This is a genomic window from Stenotrophomonas sp. SKA14 (assembly GCF_000158575.1).
GTDB lineage: Bacteria > Pseudomonadota > Gammaproteobacteria > Xanthomonadales > Xanthomonadaceae > Stenotrophomonas > Stenotrophomonas forensis.
In genome coordinates this window covers 4,590,154-4,613,853 of sequence record NZ_DS999412.1, presented here as the reverse complement: position 1 = coordinate 4,613,853, position 23,700 = coordinate 4,590,154, and the positions used below count along the sequence as shown (strand labels likewise).

Genomic DNA, 23,700 nt, shown 5'->3' with positions numbered 1-23,700 from the left:
CCGCACGCCCTCATTCCTCCGGCGACGGCGGGTTCGACGCCAGCAGTTCCAGATGGCGCTGTTCCATTTCCTGGCGCAGCTGGCGGCGGATCTGCGCGGCGGCCTGACGACGCTTCTCGTCGGAGGTGGAGGGTTGCAAGGTTGGCACCGGCGTCGGCCGGCCTTCCTCGTCCACCGCCACCATTGTGAAGAAGCAGCTGTTGGCGTGGCGCACGCTGCGCTTGAGGATGTCCTCGGCCACCACCTTGATGCCGATCTCCATCGACGAGGTACCGGTGTAGTTCACCGAGGCCAGGAAGGTGACCAGCTCGCCCACCGCGATGGGCTGGCGGAACATCACCTGGTCCACCGACAGGGTGACCACGTAGCTGCCGGCGTAACGGCTGGCGCAGGCGTAGGCGACCTGGTCGAGCAGGCGCAGGATCGCACCGCCGTGGACCTTGCCGGAGAAATTGGCCATCTCCGGCGACATCAGCACGGTCATGGACAGCTGGTGGGTTTTCAGTTCGGTCGACATGCGCCGGATTGTATCGGTTACCGGGTAGTGCCGGCCGCTGGCCGGCAACCACGCGATGGTTTCCGGAAGCCATGAAAAAGCCGGCCAGCGGCCGGCTCTACAGTAAGCAGAAGGGCCGCGTGAGCGGCCCTTCGTGTTTCTTACTTCAGCTTCGCATCGGCGCGCAGGGCGGCGGCGCGGTCGGTCTTCTCCCAGGAGAAGGCCGTGGCGTTGACGGTCTCGCCTTCGCCGTTGAGGTAGCTGAACTCCTTCGGCTTGCGGCCGAAGTGACCGTAGGCCGCGGTCTGCTGGTACATCGGGTGCACCAGGTCCAGCATCTTGATGATGCCGTACGGACGCAGGTCGAAGTGCTTGCGGATCAGCTTCTCGATCTTGTCGTCGCTGATCTTGCCGGTGCCGAAGGTGGTGACCGAAATCGAGGTCGGCTCAGCCACGCCGATGGCGTAGGAAACCTGCACTTCGCAACGGTCGGCCAGGCCGGCGGCAACCACGTTCTTGGCGACGTAGCGGGCCGCGTAGGCTGCCGAACGGTCAACCTTGGACGGGTCCTTGCCGGAGAACGCGCCACCACCGTGACGGGCCCAGCCGCCGTAGGTGTCGACGATGATCTTGCGGCCGGTCAGGCCGCAGTCGCCCACCGGGCCGCCGATCTCGAACTTGCCGGTCGGGTTGATGTGGAACTTGGTGCCCTTGTGCAGCCACTTGGCCGGCAGCACCGGCTTGATGATCTCTTCGCGGACGGCCTCGATGAGGTCCTTCTGCTTGATGCCCGGGGCGTGCTGGGTCGACAGCACCACGGCGTCGATGGCCGAGACCACGCCGTTTTCATAGCGCAGGGTGACCTGGCTCTTGGCGTCCGGGCGCAGCCACGACAGCGGCGAGTTGCGCTTCTTGCGGATCCTGGCCTGCTGCTCGACCAGGCGGTGCGACAGGTGGATCGCGGCCGGCATGTAGCTGTCGGTCTCGTTGGTGGCGTAGCCGAACATCAGGCCCTGGTCGCCCGCGCCCATTTCTTCCGGCTTCTTGCGGTCCACGCCCTGGGCGATGTGCGGCGACTGCTTGCCGATCAGGTTCAGCACGCCGCAGGTGGCGCCGTCGAAGCCGACCTCGGAGCTGTCATAGCCGATGTCCGTGATGACCTTGCGGGTCAGCGCTTCCAGGTCAATCCAGGCGCTGGTGGTGATCTCACCGGCGACAATGGCAACACCGGTCTTGACCATGGTCTCGCAGGCCACGCGGGCGCGCTGGTCCTGGGTCAGGATCGCGTCCAGCACCGCATCGGAGATCTGGTCGGCAACCTTGTCCGGATGGCCTTCAGAGACCGACTCGGAGGTGAAGAGATAGCTGGACATCAGGCGGTATATCCCTTGATTCGGATGGAAAGATGGGCGCGCATGATACACGGGGTGCGCCGCCTGTGCATTGTGAACCTGTACCGGTTGCCGGTGGTTAAGTCCGCGTAGGCCCGGCAAGGGCCGTCCGGCGGGGATTGGGGTCCAGCCTCAGTGCCCAGTGTTCCACCAGCGTGACAACGGGCCGGGGGCCTGACGGCCCCGACCGCGCCGCCTGCGACGCCCGGTCTGCGGTCATCGTTCTGCCCCGAAACCGCCACATGGCTGCCGCCTGCCGGGCGCAGGCTGTCGGCCAAACCGGCCGCCGGGCATGAATGGAACCGCCATGCAGGAACTCGAACAGCGCCTTCAGCAACGCTTCCCCGATTGGTTCCATGGCCGCCGTGGCCAGCTGGCGCGGCCGTTGCTGCGCAGCGTCGGCCGCTGGTCGCGGCTGGACCAGATCGAAGCCTTCCTGCAGCGCAGCGCAGGCCTGCGCGGATTCGGCTTCGTCGCCGCCGGCCTGGAATTCATCGACGGCCAGTACCAGGTGGACCCGGCCGCGCTGGCGAAGATCCCGGCCACCGGCCGCCTGCTGATCGTCGCCAACCATCCCTCCGGTGCCCTCGATGCGCTGGCCCTGCTGGACGCGGTCGGCCGCATCCGCCGCGACGTGCGGATCGTGGCCAACGACCTGCTGGGCGCGATCGCGCCGCTGCAGGATCTGCTGCTGCCGGTGCGCATCCTCGGTGGCAAGGCGCAGCGTGGCAGCCTGCATGCGGTTGAAGAGGCGCTGGCCGCCGAGCAGTGCGTGATCGTGTTCCCGGCGGGTGAGGTCTCGCGCTTGTCGCTGCGCGGCATCCGCGATGGTCGCTGGCAGCGCGGGTTCGTGCGCTTCGCCCGCGCTGCGGGCGCGCCAGTGCTGCCGGTGCGGGTGGAGGCGCGCAACTCGGCGCTGTTCTACGGCGCTTCGACCCTGTTCAAGCCGGCCGGCACCGCGCTGCTGGCACGCGAGATGTTCACTCGCCGCGGCCGCCCGCTGCGGCTGAGCATCGGCGAGCCGATGCAGCTGGGCAAGGCGGGTGATCCCGGGGCGCAGCTGTTGGCGGTGCGTCGCGCGCTGTATGCGCTGGGCCGCAATGGCGCGACCGGCGGGGACGTTGCCTGCGCCGGCCCCGAGCCGCTGGCAGCGCCCGTGCCCCCTTCGCAGGTCGCTGCCGGCATCGCCGCCGCCGCCCAGCTGGGCCAGACCGCCGATGGCAAGCAGATCCTGCTGGCGACCTGCACCGCAGATTCGCCGTTGCTGCTGGAGCTGGGCCGCCTGCGTGAGCTGACCTTCCGCCAGGTGGGCGAGGGCACCGGTCGCAGCCGCGACCTGGACGACTACGATCCGCAGTACGAGCACATCGTGATCTGGGACGCGGCCGCGCAGCGCATTGCCGGCGCCTACCGGATCATGCGCGGTGCGCAGGCACTGGCCCGGCACGGCCTGTCCGGGCTCTACAGCGCGTCGCTGTTCCGCTACTCCGACGACGCCATCACCCATATCGCCGAGGGCCTTGAACTGGGCCGCAGCTTCGTGGTGCCCGACTACTGGGGCAGCCGCAGCCTGGACTACCTGTGGCAGGGCATTGGTGCCTACCTGCAGTGCCGGCCGGGCATCCGCTACCTGTTCGGCGCCGTGTCGATCAGCGCCGCGCTGCCGCGTGATGCGCGCGAGCAGCTGGTGGCGTACTACCAGCGCTATTACAGCGGTACCGCCGGCCTGGCCGAGTCCAACCGGCCGTTCCAGTACTTCGCCGCGCCGCCGAGTTTTGGCGAACTGGATGCAGGTGCTGCGTTCGATGTACTGAAGGCCAACCTGGCCGCACTCGGCACCGGCGTGCCGACGCTGTACCGGCAGTACACCGATCTGTGCGAACCCGGCGGTGCACGCTTCCTTGCCTTCGGTGTCGACCCGGATTTCAGCGACTCGATCGACGGCCTGATCGAAGTGGACCTGTGCGCGATCCGGCCGAACAAGCGCAAACGCTATCTGCGCGACGCGGGGACGCCGGCATGAGCACGCTGGCGAACCTGTCGCCGCACCGGCGCGCAGTGTTCGTCTCTGACGTGCACCTGGGTTCACGTCATTGCCATGCCAGCGAGCTGGCGCGGTTCCTCTCGCAGCTGCGCTGCGAACGCCTGTACCTGGTCGGCGACATCATCGATCTGTGGTGGATGGCCCATCGCCGCGCCAACTGGCGGCAGTCGCACAGCGAAGTCATCCAGGCCCTGCATGCGCTGCGCCGGGCCGGCACCGAGATCATCTACATTCCCGGCAACCACGATGCTTCGCTGCGCCAGGTGTGCGGGCTGATGCTGCCGGCGATGCAGGTGCGCCGCCGCGCCATCCACGTGACCGCCGACGGTCGCCGCCTGCTGGTGGCGCATGGCGATGACTACGACGGCGTGACTCACTTCGGTGGGTTGCAGGAAAAGTTCGGCGACTGGCTGTACTACCGCATCCTGACCGGCAACCAGGCGCTGAACGCCGTGCGCCGCCGGCTGGGCATGCGCTACTGGTCGCTGTCGGAATTCCTGAAGAAGCGCAGTGGTGCGGCCGAGCGCTACATCGAGCGCTTTGTGCAGGCCGGGCTGGATGACGTGCGGCGGCGCGGCCTGGACGGCATCGTCTGTGGCCACATCCATCGCGCGGCGCTGGTTGAACGCGATGGCCTGGTCTACGCCAACGATGGCGACTGGGTGGAGAGCCTGACCGCGCTGGCCGAAGATCATGACGGCGCCTTGCGCTTGCTCGACCACAACGGCCAGACCCTGGTGGAACTGCCGGGCGCGCGCCTGTCGCAGGCGGCATAACCTCCTTCTGTAGAGTCGAGCTTGCTCGACTGCTCTATCCGCAGTCGAGCAAGCTCGACTCTACAAACGCGCGGCCATCGCGCTAGCATCGGCGCATGGACTCATTGACCCAGATCGTGCTCGGTGGCGCCGTCGCCGCTGCCATCGCACCGCCCGGCCATCGCCGCGCGGCCCTGCTGGCCGGTGCCGCGCTCGGCACCCTGCCCGACCTCGACGCCCTGTGGCTGGGCTTCACTGCGGCCGACCCGGTCGCCAACATGATCGAGCACCGCAGCTTCAGCCATTCGCTGCTGGTGCTGCCGTGGGTGGCGGCGCTGATCTGGTGGCTGTTCAAGCGCTTCGGCAACGGTCGGGTCGCACAGTCTCCGGTGCGCTGGTTCTGGGCGATCCAGCTGGCGCTGGTCACCCACCCGCTGCTGGATGCGTTCACCGTCTACGGCACCCAGCTGTGGTGGCCGTTACGGCCGCACCCGACGATGGGCTCCAGCGTCTTCATCATCGATCCCGGTTACACGGTGTGGCTGCTGCTGGGCTGCGTGCTGGCCTGGTTCGGCCGCGCGCGGCCGTGGGCGGGCAAGGTGCTGGGCGTGGCCCTGCTGATCAGCAGCGGTTACCTGGGCTGGGGCCTGATGGCCAAGGCGCAGGTCGATCGTGCCGCCCAACAGAGCCTGGCCGCGATGGGTCTGGGCGATGCGCCGCGCTTCTCGGTGCCGATGCCGTTCAACACCCTGCTGTGGCGGGTGGTGGCAATGACCCCGAATGGTTACGTGGTCGGGGACCGCTCGCTGGTGGCCGACCACGGGCCGATGCGATTCGAAGGCCATGCGTCCAACGTGCAGGCGTTGCGCGAGGCGCAATCGGTGCCGGCGGTGCAGCAGCTGCAGTGGTTCAACCGTGGTTTCATGCGCGCTCAGGTGGTGGACGGCCGGTTGGTGCTGAGCGATCTGCGCATGGGCCTGGAGCCGGATTACACCTTCAACTTCGCGGTGGCCGAGCAGGCTGATGGGCAGTGGCGGGCGATCACGCCCGAGCAGGTGCGGGTGGATTACAGCAGTCCTGCCGCGCGTGCTGACGTCGGTCGCCGGTTGGCCGCGATGTGGCAGCGGATCTGGCAGGAACCGGCGACATCGCCGGGTGCGGTCGACCACACCGCCGTGCATTGATCCGTAGCTCCACGCCATGCGTGGATGGTGTGGGCATCGGCGAAGGCAGCCACGCATGGCGTGGCTCTACTGCCTCAATCGGCAGTAGAACGCCGGCTCAATACACTGTGGCGCGGCCCTGCACGAACGAATAGAAGAACACCGCGTTCGGGTCGTTCTGCACCAGCCGGAACTCGCGGCGCATGCCGTCCACGGTGTCCTCGTCCACCAGGCCGGCCTGCAGCAGCTGGTCGGCGGCGGACAGCAGCAGCTGCTCCCAGAACGCGATCATCGTCTTGCGTCGTGCCGGTTCGCGGTTGTCCAGGTGGATGGTCTTGATCTCCGTATGCACGTCGCGGAAACCACCGGCCAGCAGCAGGTTGCCCAGCTTGGCGCCGACGAACGGGTCGCCGCCGTGGTCGTACTGGAAGTCGTTGAAGGCCATCCAGTAGCGCCAGATGTGGGGCGAATACGGATCGAGCAGGAACGAGGCGTTCATCACCTCGGTGATGTACACCGGGGACCCCGGCGCCAGCACGCGGCGCACCTCGCTCAGCACGCGCGCCGGTGAAGGCACGTGCTCCAGCACCCAGCACAGGAACGCCGAATCGAAGGTGCGCGCGTCGAACGGCAGTTCGCCGGCATCGGCCTGCTGCAGGGTGTAGCGGTCGCTGCACCACGGTGTGCGCGCCAGATTCTCGCGTGCGGTGGCCAGCTGCGTTTCGCTCAGGTCCACGCCGGTCACGTGCAGCTCGGGAAAGCGGCGCAGCAGGATCTCGGTCTGCGCACCGACGCCGCTGCCCACTTCCAGCAGGCGACGCGCACCGCCGTAGTCGATCTGGCCGAAGATGCTCGATTCCAGCAGGCGCGCCTGGGTCATCAGGCGCTGCTGTTCGGTGCCGGAAAATCCGTGCAGGTAGGTCGGGGAAGAGATCGGCGGCGTCATGGTGTGCTCTTGTAGAGTCGAGTTTGCTCGACTGTTCGGGGAAGCCAGTCGAGCAAGCTCGACTCTACGGATCAAGGCAGTCGGGCAGGTTACGAGGCAGCTGGCGCAGTCAGGCGGCGGAAGGCATCGCCGGTTCCCCGGCGATCAGGCGATCGAAGTACTCGGTGGTCAGCGCGATCTGGCTCTGCGGGTCTTGGGCGCGGTTGACCACCGCGCGGAAGGCGGCGTTCTCCGGCCGGTCCTTGGCGTACCAGCCCAGATGCTTGCGCGCGATGCGCACGCCCTGCGGTTCGCCATAGAACGCATGCAGCGCATGCAGGTGGCCGAGCAGGATGTCGCGCACCTCGGCCAGCGACGGCGGCGGCAGTTCCTCGCCGGTGGCCAGGTAATGCGCCACCTCGCGGAAGATCCACGGCCGGCCCTGCGCGGAGCGGCCGATCATCACCGCATCCACGCCGGTCTGCTTCAGCACCAAGGCGGCCTTCTGCGGCGAATCGATATCGCCGTTGGCGATCACCGGGATGCGCAGCGCGGCCTTGATCTCGCCGATGGTGCCGTACTCGGCCTGGCCGGTGTAATGCTGGTCGCGGGTGCGGCCATGCACGGCCAGCGCGGCGATGCCGCTGTCCTCGGCAATGCGCGCGATCAGCGGGCCATTGCGGTGGTCGCAGTCCCAACCGGTGCGGATCTTCAGCGTGACCGGCACGTCCACCGCGTTGACCACCGCTTCGAGGATGCGTGCCACCAGCTGCTCGTCGCGCATCAGCGCCGAGCCCGCCCAGGCGTTACACACCTTCTTGGCCGGGCAACCCATGTTGATGTCGATGATCTGCGCGCCGTGGTCCACGTTGTAGCGCGCGGCCTCGGCCAGCTGCTGCGGCTCGGTGCCGGCGATCTGCACGCTGATCGGCGCCGGTTCGCCGTCATGGTCCATGCGGTGGATCGACTTGCGCGTGTTCCAGAAGCGCGGGTCGCTGATGGTCATTTCGGAGGCGGCCAGTCCCGCACCCAGCCGTTTGCACAGCAGGCGGAAGGGCTTGTCGGTGACGCCGGCCATGGGCGCCAGCACGACGTTGGGGGCAATGGTGTACGGGCCGATCTGCATGCGCCCATTGTAGGGCGCGGGCGGCGGTACGACCGTGTCGGGCGCGGTCCGGTTCAGGCCGATCGGCACCGACCTCATGCCGTACCGGCATCAGCAGATGCTTGACGGTTGCTTCCGCCGCCCCCAAGGGCGGGCGATGGTAGGGGGCTAGCCCAGGCTCTGCCAGGCCTGGCGGGTGCCCACGGCGAAGGCCAGCCCCAGGCCCAGGCAGACCAGCGAGCTGATCGCCCAGAAGCGCACGCCGTTGTAGCCGGGGCGGAACAGCGCCAGCCCGAGGCCCATCGCCGCGCGCAGCAGCAACACTGCAGCGATGCCGGGCAGCACCCAGCGGCTGGCCGGCAACGGTGAATGCCAGCCGGCGGCGGCCAGGGCATACAGGGTCCAGGCCACCAGCACCGCGGTGATGCCGGCGGTCATCAGCGGCGGCCACCAGTGCCCGGCCTGGGCCAGCCGAACCACGCGCGGGCCAGCACCGAAGCATCTGTACCAGGGGGCGCCGAAGGCGATACAGCCGATGTGCAGCAGCGCCGCGAGGGCACTGCCGGCGGCGGCAGCCAGCAACCAGGGGAATCCGTCCATGTCCTGCCCGAGCAACAACGCTGGGCGGATGGTGGGCGAGGGGCGCTGCATGGGCAATGCGACAGGTGGTCGCGGCCGCTGGGAACTGGCCAAAAGAAAGGCCCGGGTGCCTGCACACCCGGGCCTCTCATCCACGCATGGCGTGGATCTACTTTGCTTCGGAATCAGCCGGGGTGAAGCGCGGCATGGCTGCAGCGGCGCCTTCCTTCTCGGTCGAACGGCCAGCGAACTGGTTGGCGAAGCGCACATGGCGCGCGAACGGGGCATCGGCCACCTGCGCCAGCGACGCGGCCAGCGCACCGTTGAAGGCATCGCCGGCACCGGTGGTGTCGATCGCCTGCACCTGTTCGGCACCCACGCGGTAGTACGGCTGGGTATCGCCGCGCAGGTTTTCTTCGGCATGCGAGACGAACACGCCCACCGAGCCCAGGGTCACCACCACCGTACCGTTGCCGACCAGCTTGCGGCACAGCGCGTGCAGGCTGGCACCGTCCAGCGCGGCAACGTCGTTGGCGTCGACGCGCTCACCGACGTGGCGGCCGAGCAGGGCGGCGAACTCGGTCTCGTTCGGGGTGATCACATCGGCCAGCTTGAGCAGGCCGATGGTCGAAGGGGCATCGGCCGGTGCGGTGTTGAGCACGGTGGTGACACCGGCCTCGCGCGCGGTGGCCAGCGCCGCTTCGATGGTCGGCACCGGCGATTCCAGCTGCACCAGCACCACCTTGGCGCCGGTCAGCAGCGCCTGCTGCTGGTGCAGGAAGTCGGTGCTGAGCGCGGCATTGGCGCCCGGGCCGATCACGATGGTGTTGCGGCCGCGGGCGTCGACGTAGATGCCCGCGGTGCCGGTCGGCTCGCTGCTGGCTTCGGCGATCAGCCCGAAGCCATCGTGCGCGGCCAGCTCGCGTGCCGTGGCGCCACCGGCGTCATCGCCCAGCGCGCACACGAAGTGCGTGTCGGCGCCGGCGCGGCAGGCCGCCACGGCCTGGTTGAAGCCCTTGCCACCGGGGCCGGTGCTGTAGCGGCCGGCAATGGTCGCACCCGGTGCCGGCAGCGACTCGCACCGCCACACGTGATCGACATTGAAGGAACCGACGACAACGACACTGCTGCTCATAGGGAATCTTTTCTCAACCAAGGGTTCAACTGAAGTGCGTCAGCACGCCGGCGATGGTCGCCGTCATGAAGGTGGCAATGGTACCGCCCAGCACCGCGCGCAGGCCGAACTTGGCCAGGTCGTGGCGACGTTCCGGGGCCAGGCCACCGATGCCGCCGATCTGGATCGCGATCGAGCTGAAGTTGGCGAAGCCGCACAGCGCGTAGGTGGCGATCAGGCGGCCCTCGTCGGACAGGCTCACGCCGGCCACCTGGCCGTTCACGATCTGCGACAGCTCGGTGTAGGCGACGAATTCGTTGATCACGACCTTCTGGCCGATCAGCGAACCGACGGTGGTGGCATCGGCCCACGGCGTGCCGATCACCCAGGCGATCGGGGCCAGCACGTAACCGAAGATGGTCGACAGGTTGGTCGGCTTGCCGATCGCGGCCGCCAGGCCGGTCACATCGCCGAGCCAGGTCAGCGGGGCATTCAACAGCGCGATCAGGGCGATGAAGGCCAGCAGCATCGCGCCGATGTTCAGCGCCAGCTTGAGGCCGTCACCGGCGCCGGCCGCGGCCGCATCGATGATGTTGCTGGAGGTCTTCTCCACTTCCATCTTCACCGTGCCGCGGGTCAGCGGGGTGCCGGTTTCCGGAATCAGCAGCTTGGCCACGACCAGGGTGGCCGGTGCGGCCATGATGCTGGCCGCCAGCAGGTGCTTGGCGTAGAACGCCTGCTGCACCGGGTCGCCGCCGCCGAGCATGCCCACGTAGGCCGCCAGCACGCCGCCGGCGATGTGGGCCATGCCGCCGATCATCATGGTCAGCAGCTCGGACTGGGTCATCTTGGCGATGTACGGGCGCACGGTCAGCGGCGCCTCGGTCTGGCCGATGAAGACGCTGGCGCAGACGCTGGTGGTTTCCGCACCGGACACGCGCATCACCTTGGTGATCGCCCACGCCATCACGCGCACGATCGCCTGCATGATGTTCAGGTGGTACATCACGCCCATCAGCGCCGAGAAGAAGATGATGGTCGGCAGCACCTGGAAGGCGAAGATGAAGCCGTAGTTCTTGGTGTCCATCAACGAGCCGAAGATGAAACCCGAGCCTTCGTTGACGAAGCTCAGCACCTTGACGAAGCCATGGCCCAGCGCATCGAACACGTCGCGCCCGCCCGGCACCAGGATCACCAGCGCCGCGAAGGCGATCTGCAGGGTGATACCGGTGGCAACCAGCTTCCAGTCAACCGCGCGCTTGTTGTTGGAAAACAACCAGGTGATGCCGATCAGCACCGCCAACCCGAACAGGCCGAAGCCGATCCTGCCCAAACCTTCGACCATGTGAGTGACTCCCCTGGGGCGTCGCGAAAAACGGGAAGCCTAGTGCAGGGCCGGGGCCGGGGCAAGGAAAAGCAACGTGCAGGCGTCCATCGGTACCGATCAGGCCAGCAACGGCAAGGGGTTGCGGCCGGCAGTGGCAGGTAGAATGAGGCTCGATCCCGGCCCGGATGCGGGCCCGCAGCAGGAGATTCGCATGCAATACCGTCGCCTGGGCTCCACCGGCCTGCCGATTTCCGCCCTGTCCTTCGGTGCCTGGGTGACCTTCGGTGACCAGATTCCACGCGACGAGGCGCGCAACCTGGTGGCGGCTGCCTGGGACCAGGGTGTCAACTTCTTCGACAACGCCGAGGGCTACGCCAACGGCCGCGCCGAACAGGTGATGGGTGACGTGATCAGCGACCTGCGGCTGCCGCGCGACGGTTTCTGCGTGTCCAGCAAGGTGTTCTTCGGCAGCGCCAAGGACCCGCGGCCGACCCAGCGCGGCCTGTCGCGCAAGCATGTGACCGATGCCTGCCATGCCGCGCTCAAGCGCCTGCGGGTGGACTACCTGGACCTTTATTACTGCCACCGCCCGGATCCGGACGCCCCGATCGCCGAGACCGTGCACGCCATGGACACGCTGGTGCGGCAGGGCAAGATCCTCTACTGGGGCACCTCGGAGTGGTCGGCCGCGCAGATCCAGCAGGCGCTGGACATCGCCGAGGCGCACAACCTGCAGGGACCGTCGATGGAGCAGCCGCAGTACAACCTGCTGCACCGCGAGCGGGTGGAGCTGGAGTACGCACCGCTATATGCGCGTGCCGGCCTGGGGACCACCATCTTCTCGCCGCTGGCCTCGGGCCTGTTGACTGGCAAGTACGACCAGGGCATCCCGGCCGATGCGCGGCTGGGCCGCCCGGGCATGGAGTGGTTGCAGGACATGGTGCTGGGGGCGGACGCCGAGGCCCGGCTGGGCCAGGTGCGCCGCTTCAGCGAGGTGGCGCGTGCGCTGGGCCAGTCCCCGGCCACCCTGGCCATTGCCTGGTGCCTGCGCAACCCGAACGTCTCCAGCGTGATCCTCGGCGCCAGCCGGGTCAGCCAGCTGCTGCAGAACCTGCAGGCGCTGGAGGTGCTGGAGCAGGTCGATGCGGCCGGCTGGGCGCAGGTCGAAGCCGTCTTCGCCTGACTGCCCTTCGTAGAGTCGAGCCATGCTCGACTCCGGCGCTGGGAGAGCAGCCGAGCAGCGCTCGATTCTACAAAAGCGCCTCGCCATTTTGATTGATGGCAGCTATCGAATTTCCGGATTCGATCATTAATCTCATCAATCAAATTGAGAATGGTTGTTGATTGTCAACTGAGAATCATTATCATTTAACTCGTCCCTCGCACGAGTCCAGATGCTCATGAATGCTCAACCTGTACTGCTGCGCCCCGAAACGCTGACCCTCCGCGATCGTCCGGTCCGCGTCGTTCCGCCGGAAGAGGTCATCGACAGCGAAGCCCTGCTCAAGGGCCGTCGTGAAATCCTGATCCAGCACGGCGACCGCTTCTATCGCCTGCGGCACACCAGCAACGACAAGCTGATTCTGACCAAGTAACCGCGGCCTGGTCGCCCGCCTCCCTCCCTCCTGCCGGCAACGCCGACAGGGTGGGCGACCCGTCCGCGCCTGCTCTCTCCCCCTCGGTCTATCGCGCGCACCCTCCGGGTGTGCCGGTAACCGGGGGTTCCCTTGCCTGACCGAACGAAACCGATGACCCGCCATACCGCCCTTTGCCTTGCTGTCTGGATGGCCCTGCCGCTGTCCGCCCATGCTGCCGCCGCTGCCACCGCCACGCCCGACGCGCGCGAATTCGATCGCGTGCAGGTCACCGCCACCCGCACCGAGCGTGCGGTGAGTGATGTGGCCGCCACGGTCGATGTGATCGACCGCGAGCAGATGGACCGGCACCTGGTGCAGGACATCAAGGATCTGCTCCGTTACGAGCCGGGCCTGTCGGTCAACCGCAGCGCGGCCCGCTTCGGCCTGGGCAGCATCCGCATCCGTGGCCTGGACGGCAACCGCGTGCGCGTGCAGACCGACGGCATCGCGATGCCGACCAGCTTCAACATTGGCTCGTTCTCCAATGCCAACCGCAACTTCACCGATCTGGACACGCTCAAGCGCGTGGAGATCGTGCGCGGTCCGGCCAGCTCGTTGTATGGCTCGGACGCGCTCGGCGGCGTGGTCGCGTTCGTCACCAAGGATCCGGCCGACTATCTGAAGGACGGCAAGGACAGCTACGTCGGCCTGAAGTTCGGCTATGACGGCGAGTGGAAGGGGCTGCTTGGCGGCGTCACCAGCGCCTTCGGTGGCGAGCACTGGAGCGGCATGGTCAACATCAACCATCGCCAGGGCCAGGAAACCGACAACAAGGGTGACGTGCGCAGCCTCGACAACACCCGCACTGCGCCCAACCCGCAGGACCGAGATGGTCGCAGCGGCCTGGCCAAGCTGGTCTACGCGCCGAGCGAGGACCAGCGTTTCCGCCTGACCGTGGAAGGCAACGAAGACAAGACCGAGACCAACGTGCTGTCGTCGATCGACCGCACCACCACCACCGGCATGAAGGCGCGCGACAAGCAGAACCGCACCCGCGTGTCGTTCGCCCATGAAATGGATGCGCTGGACAAGGGCTTCGCCGACAGCCTGCACTGGCAGGTCTACACCCAGCACAGCGAGACCACCCAGGTCACCGACGAGGACCGCGCCAACCGCAGCCGTCGCCACCGCGAGTTCAATTTCGACCAGCGCGTGTACGGCCTGCAGGCGCAGTTCAACAAGGCCTTCAGCACCGGCAGCGTCGAACACGCGTTGACCTACGGCTTCGAGGGCGCACGCACCGAAATCCGCCAGAAGCGCGATGGTTTCCAGGTGCTGGCCAACGGCCAGACCAGCACCACCATCCTGCCCGATGCGTTCCCGGTACGCGATTTCCCGATCAGCAAGACCACCGAGCTGGGCCTCTACGCACAGGATGAGATGCGCATGGCCGGCGGCAAGCTGTCGCTGGTGCCGGGCGTGCGCGTTGACCGCTACGAGCTGAAGCCGGAGGTGGACAGCATCTTCGCCGAAGACAATCCCGGCGTGCCGGTGGCCAAGCTGACCAAGACCAGCGTTTCGCCGAAGCTGGGCATGGTCTATCGCTTCACCGACGAATGGTCGCTGTTCGCCGGCTACTCGCATGGCTTCCGCTCGCCGCCGTACAACGACGTCAACCTTGGCTTCACCAACTTCGCCTTCGGCTACACCGCCATTCCCAATCCGGACCTGAAGCCGGAAACCAGTGATGGCATGGAGCTGGGCCTGCGTTTCCTGTCGCCGGCCGCCTACGTCAGCGTCAGTGGCTACTACAACGAGTACAAGGACTTCATCGAGTCGCAGTCGCTGGTCGGCACCAATGAACAGGGCCTGATGGTGTTCCAGTCGCGCAACATCGCCGACGCGCGCATCTACGGCGCCGAACTGAAGGCCGGTGTCGACTTCGGGCAGATCAGCCCGACCCTGCAGGGCTGGGCGCTGCGCAGCGCGGTGGCCTGGTCGCGCGGCGACAACAAGACCGAAGATACGCCGCTGGACTCGGTCGATCCGCTGCGTGGCACCGTCGGCCTGATGTACGACACCGAGACCTGGGGTGTCGAGCTGGCTGGCACCTTCGTCAAGCGCAAGGACCGGCTGGCCAGCACCACGGCCTATCGCCCGGCGGGCTACGGTGTGACCGACCTGATGGCGCACTGGAACTTCGCGCCGGGCGCGACCTTCAACGTCGGCGTGTTCAACCTGGCCGACAAGCGCTACATCGATTGGTCCAACGTCGGTTCGACGCTGCTGCCGACCAGCCGCGTGCTGGACCGCTATACCAGCCCGGGCCGCACCTTCTCCGCCAGCCTTGCCGTTTCCTGGTGACCTCATGAGCCGAGCATTGTCCGCACGCAGGAACGACTCCATCGCCGCACCGAACGGTGCGGCCTGGCCGACCCCGGCACAGCTGGCCACGCTCGGCACCGTGTTGTGCCTGTACCACGCCGACGGCAACGAACTGGGCGGCTGGCGCCAGGCGGTGCGCGTGCATGCCTGCCAGGGCGTGGACAGCGAGGGACTGCGCGAAAGCCTGTGTTTCCTCGATAGTCGCGGCCGTTGCGTGTGGCGCCTGTACCTGCTGCCGGACAGCGATTTCCTGGCCTGGGACCGGCTGGTGGCCGCGCTGCCGCCGGGCCCACAGCACGACAGCGATGGCAGCGTCGGCGAGCGCCTGTGGCGACGCCTGGCCGGCCACCTCGGCGGCCAGCGCTGGCGGTTGTGCGCGCTGCGCCTGCATGCGGCCGACGATGGCCGCACCCTGGCCGCCAGCCTGTCGACCCTGTCCTCGCTGGGCGCCGCCACCGCGCGCCGTATCGCTCGCCTGGAAGGCGCCGAAGGCGAGCTGGCGATCGACGACTGCTGCTGCGCCGACGCCGCACGGCGACCGGCACCGCGGATTCCCGGCGACCTGCCGCTGATCCGTCTTTGAACCTGATGGAACGCCTGTCGGCCACGGATGGCCTCTCAACAAACCTGCAACCCTGAAGGAAGACCCCGATGAAGTTCCAGACAGCCAGCGCCCTGCTGTTGCTCGCCGCCAGCGGCGTGGCCAGCGCGCAGCCCTCCGACATCGCCCGCGACCATGACAGCATCCTCGCCATGCAGGGCGAGTACACCGTGGATTTCGCCTTCGACGAGACCGTGCTGCTGAAGCCCGGCTACGAGCGCGCACCGGCGATGCGCAGCGGCGGCAACGAAGTGGTCATCGTGGTGGAAGACACGCCGAAGCGCATCGTGCTGCAGCACCTGCTGCTGGACGAAAAGAGCGGCCACATCACCAAGCACTGGCGCCAGGACTGGGTGTACGAAGCGCCGAACCGCTTCGAGTTCAGTGCCGACCAGACCTGGCAGGTGCGAACCATCCCGGCGGCGACCAACCAGGGGGCGTGGACCCAGTGCGTGTATGAAGTGAGCGATGCGCCGCGTTACTGCGGCACCGGCAAGTGGACCTACAGCAACAACGTGCCGAGCTGGACCAGCGACCTGAGCTGGCGTCCGCTGCCGCGTCGTGAGTACACCAAGCGCAGCGACTACAACGCGCTGGCCGTGATCAACCGCCACACGCTGACCCCGAACGGCTGGACCCACGAGCAGTTCAACACCAAGGTGCAGCGCAATGCCGATGGCAGCCAGGTGGAGATCGCGCGCGAGTTTGGCTTCAACGACTACGTGAAGACCACCGAGATCGACTTCACCCCGGCCCGCAACTACTGGAAGGCCACCGCCGGTTACTGGGCCAAGGTGCGCCAGCGCTGGGACGGCTTCCTCGGCCAGGCCCCGGGCGTGCACCTGAAGACCAAGATCGACGGCATGGCAATGATCATCCCGCTGTTCACCCAGGCCGAAGAGATCCAGGCCGGCAAGAAGGTGAAGGACAAGCAGATCGACGAAGTCTTCGCCAAGTACGTGGAAAAGGCGCCGAAGGAAGGTTGATCGCCGCCGCGGTTCTGGTGAGGTGCCGGGCGCGCCCGGCACCGCATCCGCGCGTGGCGTGGATCTACCGCTCCTTCGCCGCGCGTGCCCGGCACGCTCTTTGCCGCATCCACGCACGGCGTGGATCTACCGGTCCATTGCTCTTTCCCGCATCCACGCATGGCGTGGATCTACTAGTCCTGCGCTTTGGTAGGTGCCGAGCTTGCTCGGCACGCTCTCCGGTCCGACGCCGCGTCAAGCTTCGCGCAAGGCAAGGGCCGGCGGCGCATGCAGGATGCGCCGGGTGCCCCACCAGCCGGCCAGCAGGCTCAGCCCGATGCCGACCACGCCGCCGATCAGCAGGCCCGGCCACGGCGGCAACAACGGCAGCTCGAACACCTTCTGCGAGACCGCCACGCCGATGGCCGCCGCCGCGCCTACCGCCAGCAGCGCCGCCAATGTGCCCAGTGCGCCGAATTCCACCAGCACCGCACCGCGCAGCTGGCGCCGGGTCGCGCCCAGCGTGCGCAGCACCGCGCTGTCATAGCGACGCTCGCCGGCCGTGGCCTGCAGTGCGGCCAGCAGCACCAGTACGCCGGCCAGCAGGCTGAACACCATCACCAGCTGCACCGCCTGCGCCACCCGCTCCATCACATCGCGCACCTGCGAGATCACCGCATCCACGTCCAGCAGTGACAGGTTCGGCTGCGCGCGCACCAGTTCACCCAGCCCGGCCGCCTTGCCGGCCGGCAGATGGAACGCCGACAGCAGGTTGTGCGGGGTGTCGCCCACCGCGTTGGGGTTCAGCAGCACGAAGAAGTTCGGTCGGAACGTGTTCCAGTCCGCCTTGCGTACGCTGGTGACGGTGAATTCGCGCTCCTGTTCACCGACGGCAATGCTGATGCGGTCGCCGATGGCCACCCCGTAACGCTTGGCCCAGCCGATCTCCACTGACGCTTCCGGGGCCGTGCTGTCGGCCGTCCAGAACGTGCCGTCGACCAGCGTGTTGGCCGGCGGGAAGCCGCTGCGCCAGCTGAAGTTCAACGGCCGGTTCTCGTCATCGTCGTCGCGCTGGGCTTCGCCGGATGCCGGCTGCCCGTTCTGATCGGGCGTGCGGTCCACGCGCAGCGGTGGCTTGCCATTGATCGCGATCAGGCGGCCGGTGGCCATCGGTTCGATGCTGGCATCGTTGGCGCCCAATCCGCGCAGCGCGGCCAGCACGCTGTCGCGCTGTTCGGGCTGGATGTTGATCAGGAAGTAGTTCGGCGTATCCGCAGGCAGGCGCTCGCGCCACTGCTGCAGCAGGCCTGGACCGGTCACCGCCAGCAGCAACAGTGCGCACAGCGACAGCGACAGCCCGACCAGCTGCATCACCGCCAGCATGCGGCGCCGGGTCAGTGCGGCCAGGCCCAGTCGCCAGTTGCCATGCAGGCGGTGCTGCAGGCCGCGCAGCAGCTGCAGCAGCGCGAAGCCGACCACACCGGCGGCCACTGCCAGTGCGGCCAGCCCACCCAGCACCCACAGGGCCAGCTTCAGGTCGCCGGTGACCTGCACCGCCAGCAGCAGGCTGGCCGCCAGCGCGGCGACATAGGCCAGCAGCGATGCCGGTGGCAGCGCAGCGAAGGAGCGGTTGAGCACGCGCATCGGCGGCACCCCGCGCAGGCGCAGCAGCGGAGGCAGGCCGAATCCGAACAGCAGCAACAGGCCGATGCCGGCACCGGTCAGCGCCGGCATCGCTTCCGGCAGCGGCAGGCGCTGCGGCACCAGGCTGCCCAGCACCTGCACCAGGCCTTCCTGCGCGGCCATGCCCAGGCCGATGCCGAGCGCACAGGCCGGCACCGCCAGCATCAGCAGCTGCAGTGCCAGGCCGAACAGGATGTCGCGTTGGCGCGCGCCAAGGCAGCGCAGGATCGCTACCTGGTCGATGCGGCGCAGGGCGAAGCGGTTGGCCGCCAGCGCGGTTGCCACGCCGGCCAGCAGCACCGCCAGCAGCGCGCTCAGGCCGAGGAAGCGCCCGGCCAGGTCGAACGCCTGGCGCACGCCACGCTGGGTGTCATCCACGCTCAGCAGGCGCAGGCCCTTGGCCTGCGGCAGCAGCCATTGGCGCAGCCCGGCCACCTGATCGGCCGCTCCGGCGAACATCAGCCGGTAGTTGATGCGGCTGCCCGGGCCGAGCAGGCCAGTGCCCTCCACATCGGCGCGGTTGACCAGCAGGGTGGGCGAGAGGGTGAGCAGGTCACCGCCGGCATCCGGCTCGGCCTCGATGATGCCGGCAATGCGCAGCGTGCCGGCGCCGAACTCGAGGTCATCGCCGGCCTTCAGCCCCAGCCCCTGCAGCAAGCGCGGATCGGCATAGGCCTGGCCCTTGGCTGGCATGCCGGCGTCGGCGATCAGCGCACCGCCGGGCGTGGCCCGCACCCGCAGCGCGCCGCGCAGCGGATAACCGGCCTGCACCGCCTTGATGCTGGCCATCTGGCTGGCCTCGCCGTGGAACAGCACGCTGCCGAAGCTGGCGATGCGGGTGTAGGCCAGTCCGCGCCGTTGTGCTTCTTCGGCGAAGGCCTGCGCCGGGTCGTCGCGCCCGGCGATGCCGAGGTCACCGCCGAGCATTTCCGCTGCACTGCCAGTCAGGGCCAGGTTGACCCGGTTGACCAGGGTGCCGACCGCGGTCATCACCGCCACGCCCAGCACCAAGGCCGCGAACACGGTCAGCAGGTCGCCGGCCAGCGCCTCGCGGCGCAGCGCGCGCCACGCATGGCGCAGCAGGTTCATGCTGCCGCTCCGCGCTCGACCGGCAGCAGGCGGCCGTCGTCGATGCGATGGATGTACTGGCAGCGTTGGGCCAGTCGCAGGTCGTGGGTGACCAGCACCAGCGTGGTGCCGCTGCCGGCGTTGAGTTCGAACAGCAGGTCGCTGATGTGCTGGCCGGTGGCGTGGTCCAGCGAGCCGGTCGGTTCGTCGGCGAACAGGATGCGCGGGCGGGTGACGAAGGCGCGTGCCAGGGCCACGCGCTGCTGCTCGCCGCCCGACAACTGGCGCGGGTAGTGACGGGCGCGATGGGCCAGGCCGACCTGCGCCAGCACTTCGTCCACCCGCGCCCGCTCTTCGCGGCCGGCCAGTTCCAGCGGCAGCGCGACGTTCTCGGCAGCGGTCAGCGCCGGCAGCAGGTGGAAGCTCTGGAACACGAAGCCGACCTCGCGTGCGCGCAGCTGGGCGCGGGCTTCCTCGTCGAGACCGCCCAGATCCTGGCCGGCCAGCGTGATGTTGCCGCGGCTGGGCAGGTCCAGCCCGGCCAGCAGGCCGAGCAGGGTGGTCTTGCCGGAACCGGAGGCGCCGACGATGGCCACGCTGGTGCCTTCATGGACGGTCAGGGTGATGTTGTCCAGTATGTGGACTTCACCCTCCGGGCCCTGGACGGACTTGCCGACCTGGTCGACGGCGATGGCGACGGGCGCGCTGCGGGGGGACAGGCTGTCGATGAGGAGACTCCAGATGCGCAAGACGGAATGGAGCCGGCGAGCCGGCGCGATGATGGTGCTGCTGCTAGGGTTCCTGCTGTTGCCGGGGCTGGCCTGTGCCAAAGGTCCGGCGGGTACCGTGCTGGTACTCGGCGACAGCCTCAGTGCTGCCCACAATATCCCCGCCGACGCCGGCTGGGTCAGCCTGCTGCAGCAGCGGGTCAGGCAGCAGTCGAAAACCCCGGCACGCATCGTCAACGCCAGCATGAGCGGGGAGACCACCGCCGGCGCGCTGACCCGCCTGCCGGGCCTGCTGGCGAAGGAGAAGCCGACCGTGGTGGTGATTGCGCTGGGCGGCAACGACGCGCTGCGCGGGCTGACCCCGGCGCAGGTACAGGGCAACCTGGAGAAAATGGTGCAGGCCAGCCAGAAGGCGGGCGCCAGGGTGCTGCTGCTGGGCATCGACGTGCCGCCCAACTACGGACCGGCCTACCGCCAGCGCCTGGCGGCGGCCTACAAGGCACTTGCCACGCAGTACAAGGTGCCGCTGCTGCCATTCCTGCTGGAGGGCGTGGCCCTGCAGCCGGGCATGATGCAGCCCGATGGCCTGCACCCTACGGCGCAGGCGCAGCCGAAGGTGCTGGACAACGTCTGGCCACTGCTGCGTCCGCTGCTGTGAACGATTTACATCCCTCTTGACGGAACTTCACATCGCGTCCACCGTCGATCCGGCATGTTTCACAAAGCTGAAGTTAGAGGGAATCACATGCGTCAGACGAAGGAGACCTCCGGCTTGGTGCTGGTGGTCGAAGACAACCGCAACATCTCCGAGATGATCGGGGAATACCTGGAAGGTCGCGGCTTCGAAGTCGACTATGCACAGGACGGCCTGGATGGCTACCGCCTCGCGGCGGAAAACAGCTATGACGTCGTGGTGCTCGACTTGATGTTGCCGCGCCTGGATGGCATCGAAGTGTGCCGTCGCCTGCGCAACGATGCGCGCAAGTCCACCCCGGTGCTGATGCTCACGGCACGCGACACGCTGGACGACAAGCTCACCGGCCTCGGGTTCGGCGCCGATGACTACCTGACCAAGCCGTTCGCGATCCAGGAACTGGAGGCCCGCCTGCGCGCGCTGATCCGCCGCGAGCGTCGCCAGGTCGGCTCGGAAGTGCTCAAGGTCGCCGACCTGGTGCTCGACCCGGTCAGCATGCGTGCCACCCGTGCCGGCACCGAGCTGCAGCTTTCGCCGATCGGCCTGCGCCTGTTGACCATCCTGATGCGCGAATCGCCGCGCGTGGTCACCCGCCAGGAGATCGAGCGCGAGATCTGGGGCAATGGCCTGCCGGATTCGGACACGCTGCGCAGCCACCTGTACAACCTGCGCAAGATCATCGACAAGCCGTTCGACCGTCCGCTGCTGCACACCGTGCAGAGTGCCGGCTACCGCATTGCCGATATCGCCCAGCCGATGGCCTGATCGAGGCCCGTGCCGGTGCAGCAGCAGGCACGGCCGGGGTATGGCCATGAACGAGGGCAGGGGATGACCGGCTGGCATTGCCGCCGGTCATCGCCCGTGCACCCGCACGGCGCGGCGCGCTGCCTATAATCGCAGCGCTCTGACCGGGACCCCGCAATGCCGCACGGCCTGCCGCGCAAGATCCGTATCGCCTTCATCCTGCAGGCAGTGCTGGCCAGCCTGGGCATCCTGCTCGGTGCGTGGCTGGTCTCGCTGGTGATCAAGCACAGCCTGGTCGGCGCTGCCCTGCGCGAGGAAGCGGCGTACTACTGGACGCTGCACGAGGCCTCGCCCGTGCAGCCGCCACCGAACACCCAGAACATCCGTGGCTACCTGCTGGAAAGCGGGCAGTCGGCGTTGTCGTTGCCGGCCAACCTGCGCACCCTGGAACCCGGTTTCCACGAACTGCCCAAGGACGACCAGCTGGTGCTGGTCGATGTGCGCCCGGCCGGCCGCCTGTACCTGGTGTTCCTGCGCTCGCGTGCGGAAATGCTGGCGTTCTTGTTCGGCATCGTGCCGGTGCTGCTGACCCTGCTGGCGGTGTATGGCGCCAGCTGGGTGACCTATCGTGCCTCCAAGCGCCTGGTGTCGCCGGTGAACTGGCTGGCGCGGCGCGTGTCGCGCTGGGACCCTGGCCACCCCGAGGCGGCCGATCTGGAGCCGAACAAGCTGCCGGCCGACATGCAGGGCGAGACCCGGCAGCTGGCGGCCGCCCTGCATTCGCTGGCCAACCGGGTCAGCGCGCATGTGGCGCGCGAGCGCAACTTCACCCGCGATGCCAGCCACGAACTGCGCACACCGCTGACCGTGATCCGCGTGGCCAGTGACATGGCGCTGGGCGATGAAACGCTGCAGCCGCGCCTGCGTCGCAGCCTGCAGCGCATCCAGCGCGCCGGCCGTGACATGGAAGCGGTGATCGATGCGTTCCTGATCCTGGCCCGCGAGGCCGATGTCGAGCCGCAGATCGAGCTGTTCGATGTCAACGACATCGTCCGCTATGAAGTGGACAACGCCAACGAACTGTTGGGAACGCGCCCGGTAGCGGTGCACCTGCACAGCGATGGCCCGGTGCAGCTGCATGCGCCGCCCCGGGTGCTGCAGGTGGTGGTCAGCAATCTGGTGCGCAACGCCTGCAGCTACACCGACGAAGGGCGCATCGACGTGCATGTGCTCAACGACCGGGTGGTGGTGCGCGACACCGGCATCGGCATGTCCGCCGAGGCGCTGTCGCGCGCGTTCGAGCCGTTCTACCGCGCCGAGCCCAGCCGCCCGCAGGGCACCGGGCTGGGCCTGTCGATCGTGCGCCGCCTGTGCGACCGCTTCGGCTGGAAGGTCAGCCTGGCCAGCGAGCCGGGGCAGGGCACCGAGGCGACGGTCATTTTCCGCTGACGCGCCGCTTGCTACCTCGGTAGTCGCCGACCTTGGTCGGCGCTTTCACTGGATGCAGGTGGACGCATTCATGCCAACCAAGGTTGGCATCTACCGGAGCGTGTGCGCGTGGCGCTCTCCGGCACATGCCGCCCTCAGTTGCAGTTGACCTTGGGCGCCACCGCCTTGGTCCAGATCGCGTAGCCGGCCGGGGTCATGTGCAGCATGTCTTCGCGGAACAGCGTCGCATCCGGCTGGCCGTCGGCGCCGAGCATCGGGGTGTAGATGTCGGTGAAGCCGGTGTTGGGCAGCTTGGCCAGCGCGGCCTTGATCAGCGTGTTGGCTTCGTTGATCGCCGGCAGCAGGTGCGCGCGCGACGGGCTCGGCTTGATCGACAGGTACTCCACCTTGGTCTTCGGCAGGTCGCGATGCACGCGCTGCACGAAGGCGACCACATCGTCACGCACCTGCACGGCACTGCGGCCGCTGTTGAGGTCGTTGTCGCCGGCATAGAAGAACACCTTGCATGGCGCATACGGCACCACGATGCGGTCGGCGTACCAGGTGCTGTCGCGCACTTCCGAGCCGCCGAAGCCGCGGTTGAACACCGGCTGGCCGGGGAAGTCGGTGGCCAGGCTCTCCCAGAAGCGGATCGAGGAGCTGCCGATGAACTCGATGCCACCGCGCGGCGGCGGGTTGGCCTGGTCGGCGCTGGCGAAGCGGGCCATGTCGCCCGCCCAGGCTACGTTCGAGACCTGTTCGGGCACCTGGGGCGGCCTGGCCGGGCTCAGGGCCTGGGCCAGCGGTGCGGCGGTCAGCAGGCCCAGCATCAGCAGGCAGGTACGGCGATGGGACATCAGGCGCTCCAGCGGGAAGGAAGCCTCCATCATAGGAGCAGGGGCCGGCCGGCTGCTTGCCGTTGGCAGGC

General features: G+C 68.0%; 21 protein-coding genes. 11 read left to right on the top strand and 10 right to left on the bottom strand.

Annotation, left to right across the window (positions count from 1 at the left end; all coding sequences use genetic code 11):
• Nucleotides 1–10 precede the first annotated feature (10 nt).
• Nucleotides 11–517 (bottom strand): acyl-CoA thioesterase, encoded by a 507-nt coding sequence (locus tag SSKA14_RS21225; protein ID WP_008266980.1) that lies wholly within the window; start codon nt 515–517, stop codon nt 11–13.
• A 140-nt stretch (nt 518–657) separates the two neighbouring features.
• Nucleotides 658–1,869, bottom strand: coding sequence for a methionine adenosyltransferase (gene metK / locus SSKA14_RS21220; RefSeq protein WP_008265075.1), 1,212 nt, complete (start codon nt 1,867–1,869; stop codon nt 658–660).
• A gap of 325 nt (nt 1,870–2,194) precedes the next feature.
• Here metK and SSKA14_RS21215 point away from each other — a divergent pair, with 325 nt between their 5' ends.
• The 3 genes from SSKA14_RS21215 to SSKA14_RS21205 all read left to right on the top strand — a co-directional run bounded on the left by SSKA14_RS21215 (nt 2,195) and on the right by SSKA14_RS21205 (nt 5,870).
• Nucleotides 2,195–3,910, top strand: coding sequence for a lysophospholipid acyltransferase family protein (locus SSKA14_RS21215; protein WP_040008895.1), 1,716 nt, complete (start codon nt 2,195–2,197; stop codon nt 3,908–3,910).
• A complete protein-coding gene (locus SSKA14_RS21210; protein ID WP_008267473.1) occupies nt 3,907–4,707 on the top strand; it encodes a UDP-2,3-diacylglucosamine diphosphatase in 801 nt (266 codons plus the stop codon). Before SSKA14_RS21215 ends, SSKA14_RS21210 begins: the two co-directional genes overlap by 4 nt.
• 95 nt (nt 4,708–4,802) lie before the next feature.
• Nucleotides 4,803–5,870: a metal-dependent hydrolase gene (locus tag SSKA14_RS21205; RefSeq protein ID WP_008267957.1), complete on the top strand. Its 1,068-nt coding sequence runs from the start codon at nt 4,803–4,805 to the stop codon at nt 5,868–5,870.
• 97 nt (nt 5,871–5,967) lie between these two features.
• Here the strand turns inward: SSKA14_RS21205 and SSKA14_RS21200 are convergent, their stop codons facing one another.
• The 5 genes from SSKA14_RS21200 to SSKA14_RS21180 all read right to left on the bottom strand — a co-directional run bounded on the left by SSKA14_RS21200 (nt 5,968) and on the right by SSKA14_RS21180 (nt 10,917).
• Complete coding sequence (locus SSKA14_RS21200) at nt 5,968–6,795, bottom strand: methyltransferase domain-containing protein (protein ID WP_008267077.1); 828 nt, start codon at nt 6,793–6,795, stop codon at nt 5,968–5,970.
• Between the two features lie 109 nt (nt 6,796–6,904).
• Nucleotides 6,905–7,900, bottom strand: coding sequence for a tRNA dihydrouridine synthase DusB (gene dusB, locus SSKA14_RS21195; protein WP_040009904.1), 996 nt, complete (start codon nt 7,898–7,900; stop codon nt 6,905–6,907).
• A gap of 147 nt (nt 7,901–8,047) precedes the next feature.
• Complete coding sequence (locus tag SSKA14_RS21190) at nt 8,048–8,479, bottom strand: hypothetical protein (protein ID WP_040008892.1); 432 nt, start codon at nt 8,477–8,479, stop codon at nt 8,048–8,050.
• 148 nt (nt 8,480–8,627) lie between these two features.
• Complete coding sequence (locus tag SSKA14_RS21185; protein ID WP_008267362.1) at nt 8,628–9,593, bottom strand: ribokinase; 966 nt, start codon at nt 9,591–9,593, stop codon at nt 8,628–8,630.
• Nucleotides 9,594–9,618: 25 nt separating this feature from the next.
• On the bottom strand, nt 9,619–10,917 hold the full coding sequence (locus tag SSKA14_RS21180; protein ID WP_004154263.1) for a nucleoside transporter C-terminal domain-containing protein: 1,299 nt from the start codon (nt 10,915–10,917) through the stop codon (nt 9,619–9,621).
• A 193-nt stretch (nt 10,918–11,110) separates the two neighbouring features.
• Between SSKA14_RS21180 and SSKA14_RS21175 the strand changes: the two genes are divergently transcribed.
• From SSKA14_RS21175 to SSKA14_RS21155, 5 genes are all read left to right on the top strand, one after another.
• Nucleotides 11,111–12,082, top strand: coding sequence for an aldo/keto reductase (locus SSKA14_RS21175; RefSeq protein ID WP_040009902.1), 972 nt, complete (start codon nt 11,111–11,113; stop codon nt 12,080–12,082).
• A gap of 217 nt (nt 12,083–12,299) precedes the next feature.
• Nucleotides 12,300–12,494 carry a hemin uptake protein HemP gene (locus SSKA14_RS21170; RefSeq protein ID WP_005412278.1) on the top strand — a complete coding sequence of 65 codons (195 nt, stop codon included), beginning with the start codon at nt 12,300–12,302 and terminating at the stop codon, nt 12,492–12,494.
• Nucleotides 12,495–12,683: 189 nt separating this feature from the next.
• Nucleotides 12,684–14,840, top strand: a complete 2,157-nt coding sequence (locus SSKA14_RS21165) for a TonB-dependent hemoglobin/transferrin/lactoferrin family receptor (RefSeq protein WP_008268092.1) — start codon at nt 12,684–12,686, stop codon at nt 14,838–14,840.
• A gap of 4 nt (nt 14,841–14,844) precedes the next feature.
• Nucleotides 14,845–15,444, top strand: a complete 600-nt coding sequence (locus SSKA14_RS21160) for a hypothetical protein (RefSeq protein WP_008264913.1) — start codon at nt 14,845–14,847, stop codon at nt 15,442–15,444.
• A 68-nt stretch (nt 15,445–15,512) separates the two neighbouring features.
• Nucleotides 15,513–16,448, top strand: coding sequence for a DUF6607 family protein (locus SSKA14_RS21155; protein ID WP_008265376.1), 936 nt, complete (start codon nt 15,513–15,515; stop codon nt 16,446–16,448).
• Between the two features lie 234 nt (nt 16,449–16,682).
• Here the strand turns inward: SSKA14_RS21155 and SSKA14_RS21150 are convergent, their stop codons facing one another.
• Nucleotides 16,683–19,199 (bottom strand): FtsX-like permease family protein, encoded by a 2,517-nt coding sequence (locus SSKA14_RS21150; protein WP_008268233.1) that lies wholly within the window; start codon nt 19,197–19,199, stop codon nt 16,683–16,685.
• Nucleotides 19,196–19,870: an ATP-binding cassette domain-containing protein gene (locus SSKA14_RS21145; protein WP_083797431.1), complete on the bottom strand. Its 675-nt coding sequence runs from the start codon at nt 19,868–19,870 to the stop codon at nt 19,196–19,198. Before SSKA14_RS21145 ends, SSKA14_RS21150 begins: the two co-directional genes overlap by 4 nt.
• Before the next feature lie 34 nt (nt 19,871–19,904).
• Between SSKA14_RS21145 and SSKA14_RS21140 the strand changes: the two genes are divergently transcribed.
• The 3 genes from SSKA14_RS21140 to SSKA14_RS21130 all read left to right on the top strand — a co-directional run bounded on the left by SSKA14_RS21140 (nt 19,905) and on the right by SSKA14_RS21130 (nt 22,793).
• The gene (locus SSKA14_RS21140) at nt 19,905–20,564 is read left to right on the top strand and encodes an arylesterase (protein WP_198283618.1); all 660 of its coding nucleotides are present in this window, start codon (nt 19,905–19,907) and stop codon (nt 20,562–20,564) included.
• Nucleotides 20,565–20,651: 87 nt separating this feature from the next.
• Entirely contained in the window at nt 20,652–21,365 is a 714-nt protein-coding gene (locus SSKA14_RS21135) for a response regulator transcription factor (protein WP_002811889.1), read from the top strand.
• 156 nt (nt 21,366–21,521) lie between these two features.
• Nucleotides 21,522–22,793 carry a HAMP domain-containing sensor histidine kinase gene (locus SSKA14_RS21130; RefSeq protein WP_008267650.1) on the top strand — a complete coding sequence of 424 codons (1,272 nt, stop codon included), beginning with the start codon at nt 21,522–21,524 and terminating at the stop codon, nt 22,791–22,793.
• Between the two features lie 134 nt (nt 22,794–22,927).
• Here the strand turns inward: SSKA14_RS21130 and SSKA14_RS21125 are convergent, their stop codons facing one another.
• Entirely contained in the window at nt 22,928–23,629 is a 702-nt protein-coding gene (locus SSKA14_RS21125; protein ID WP_040009898.1) for an SGNH/GDSL hydrolase family protein, read from the bottom strand.
• Nucleotides 23,630–23,700 lie beyond the last annotated feature (71 nt).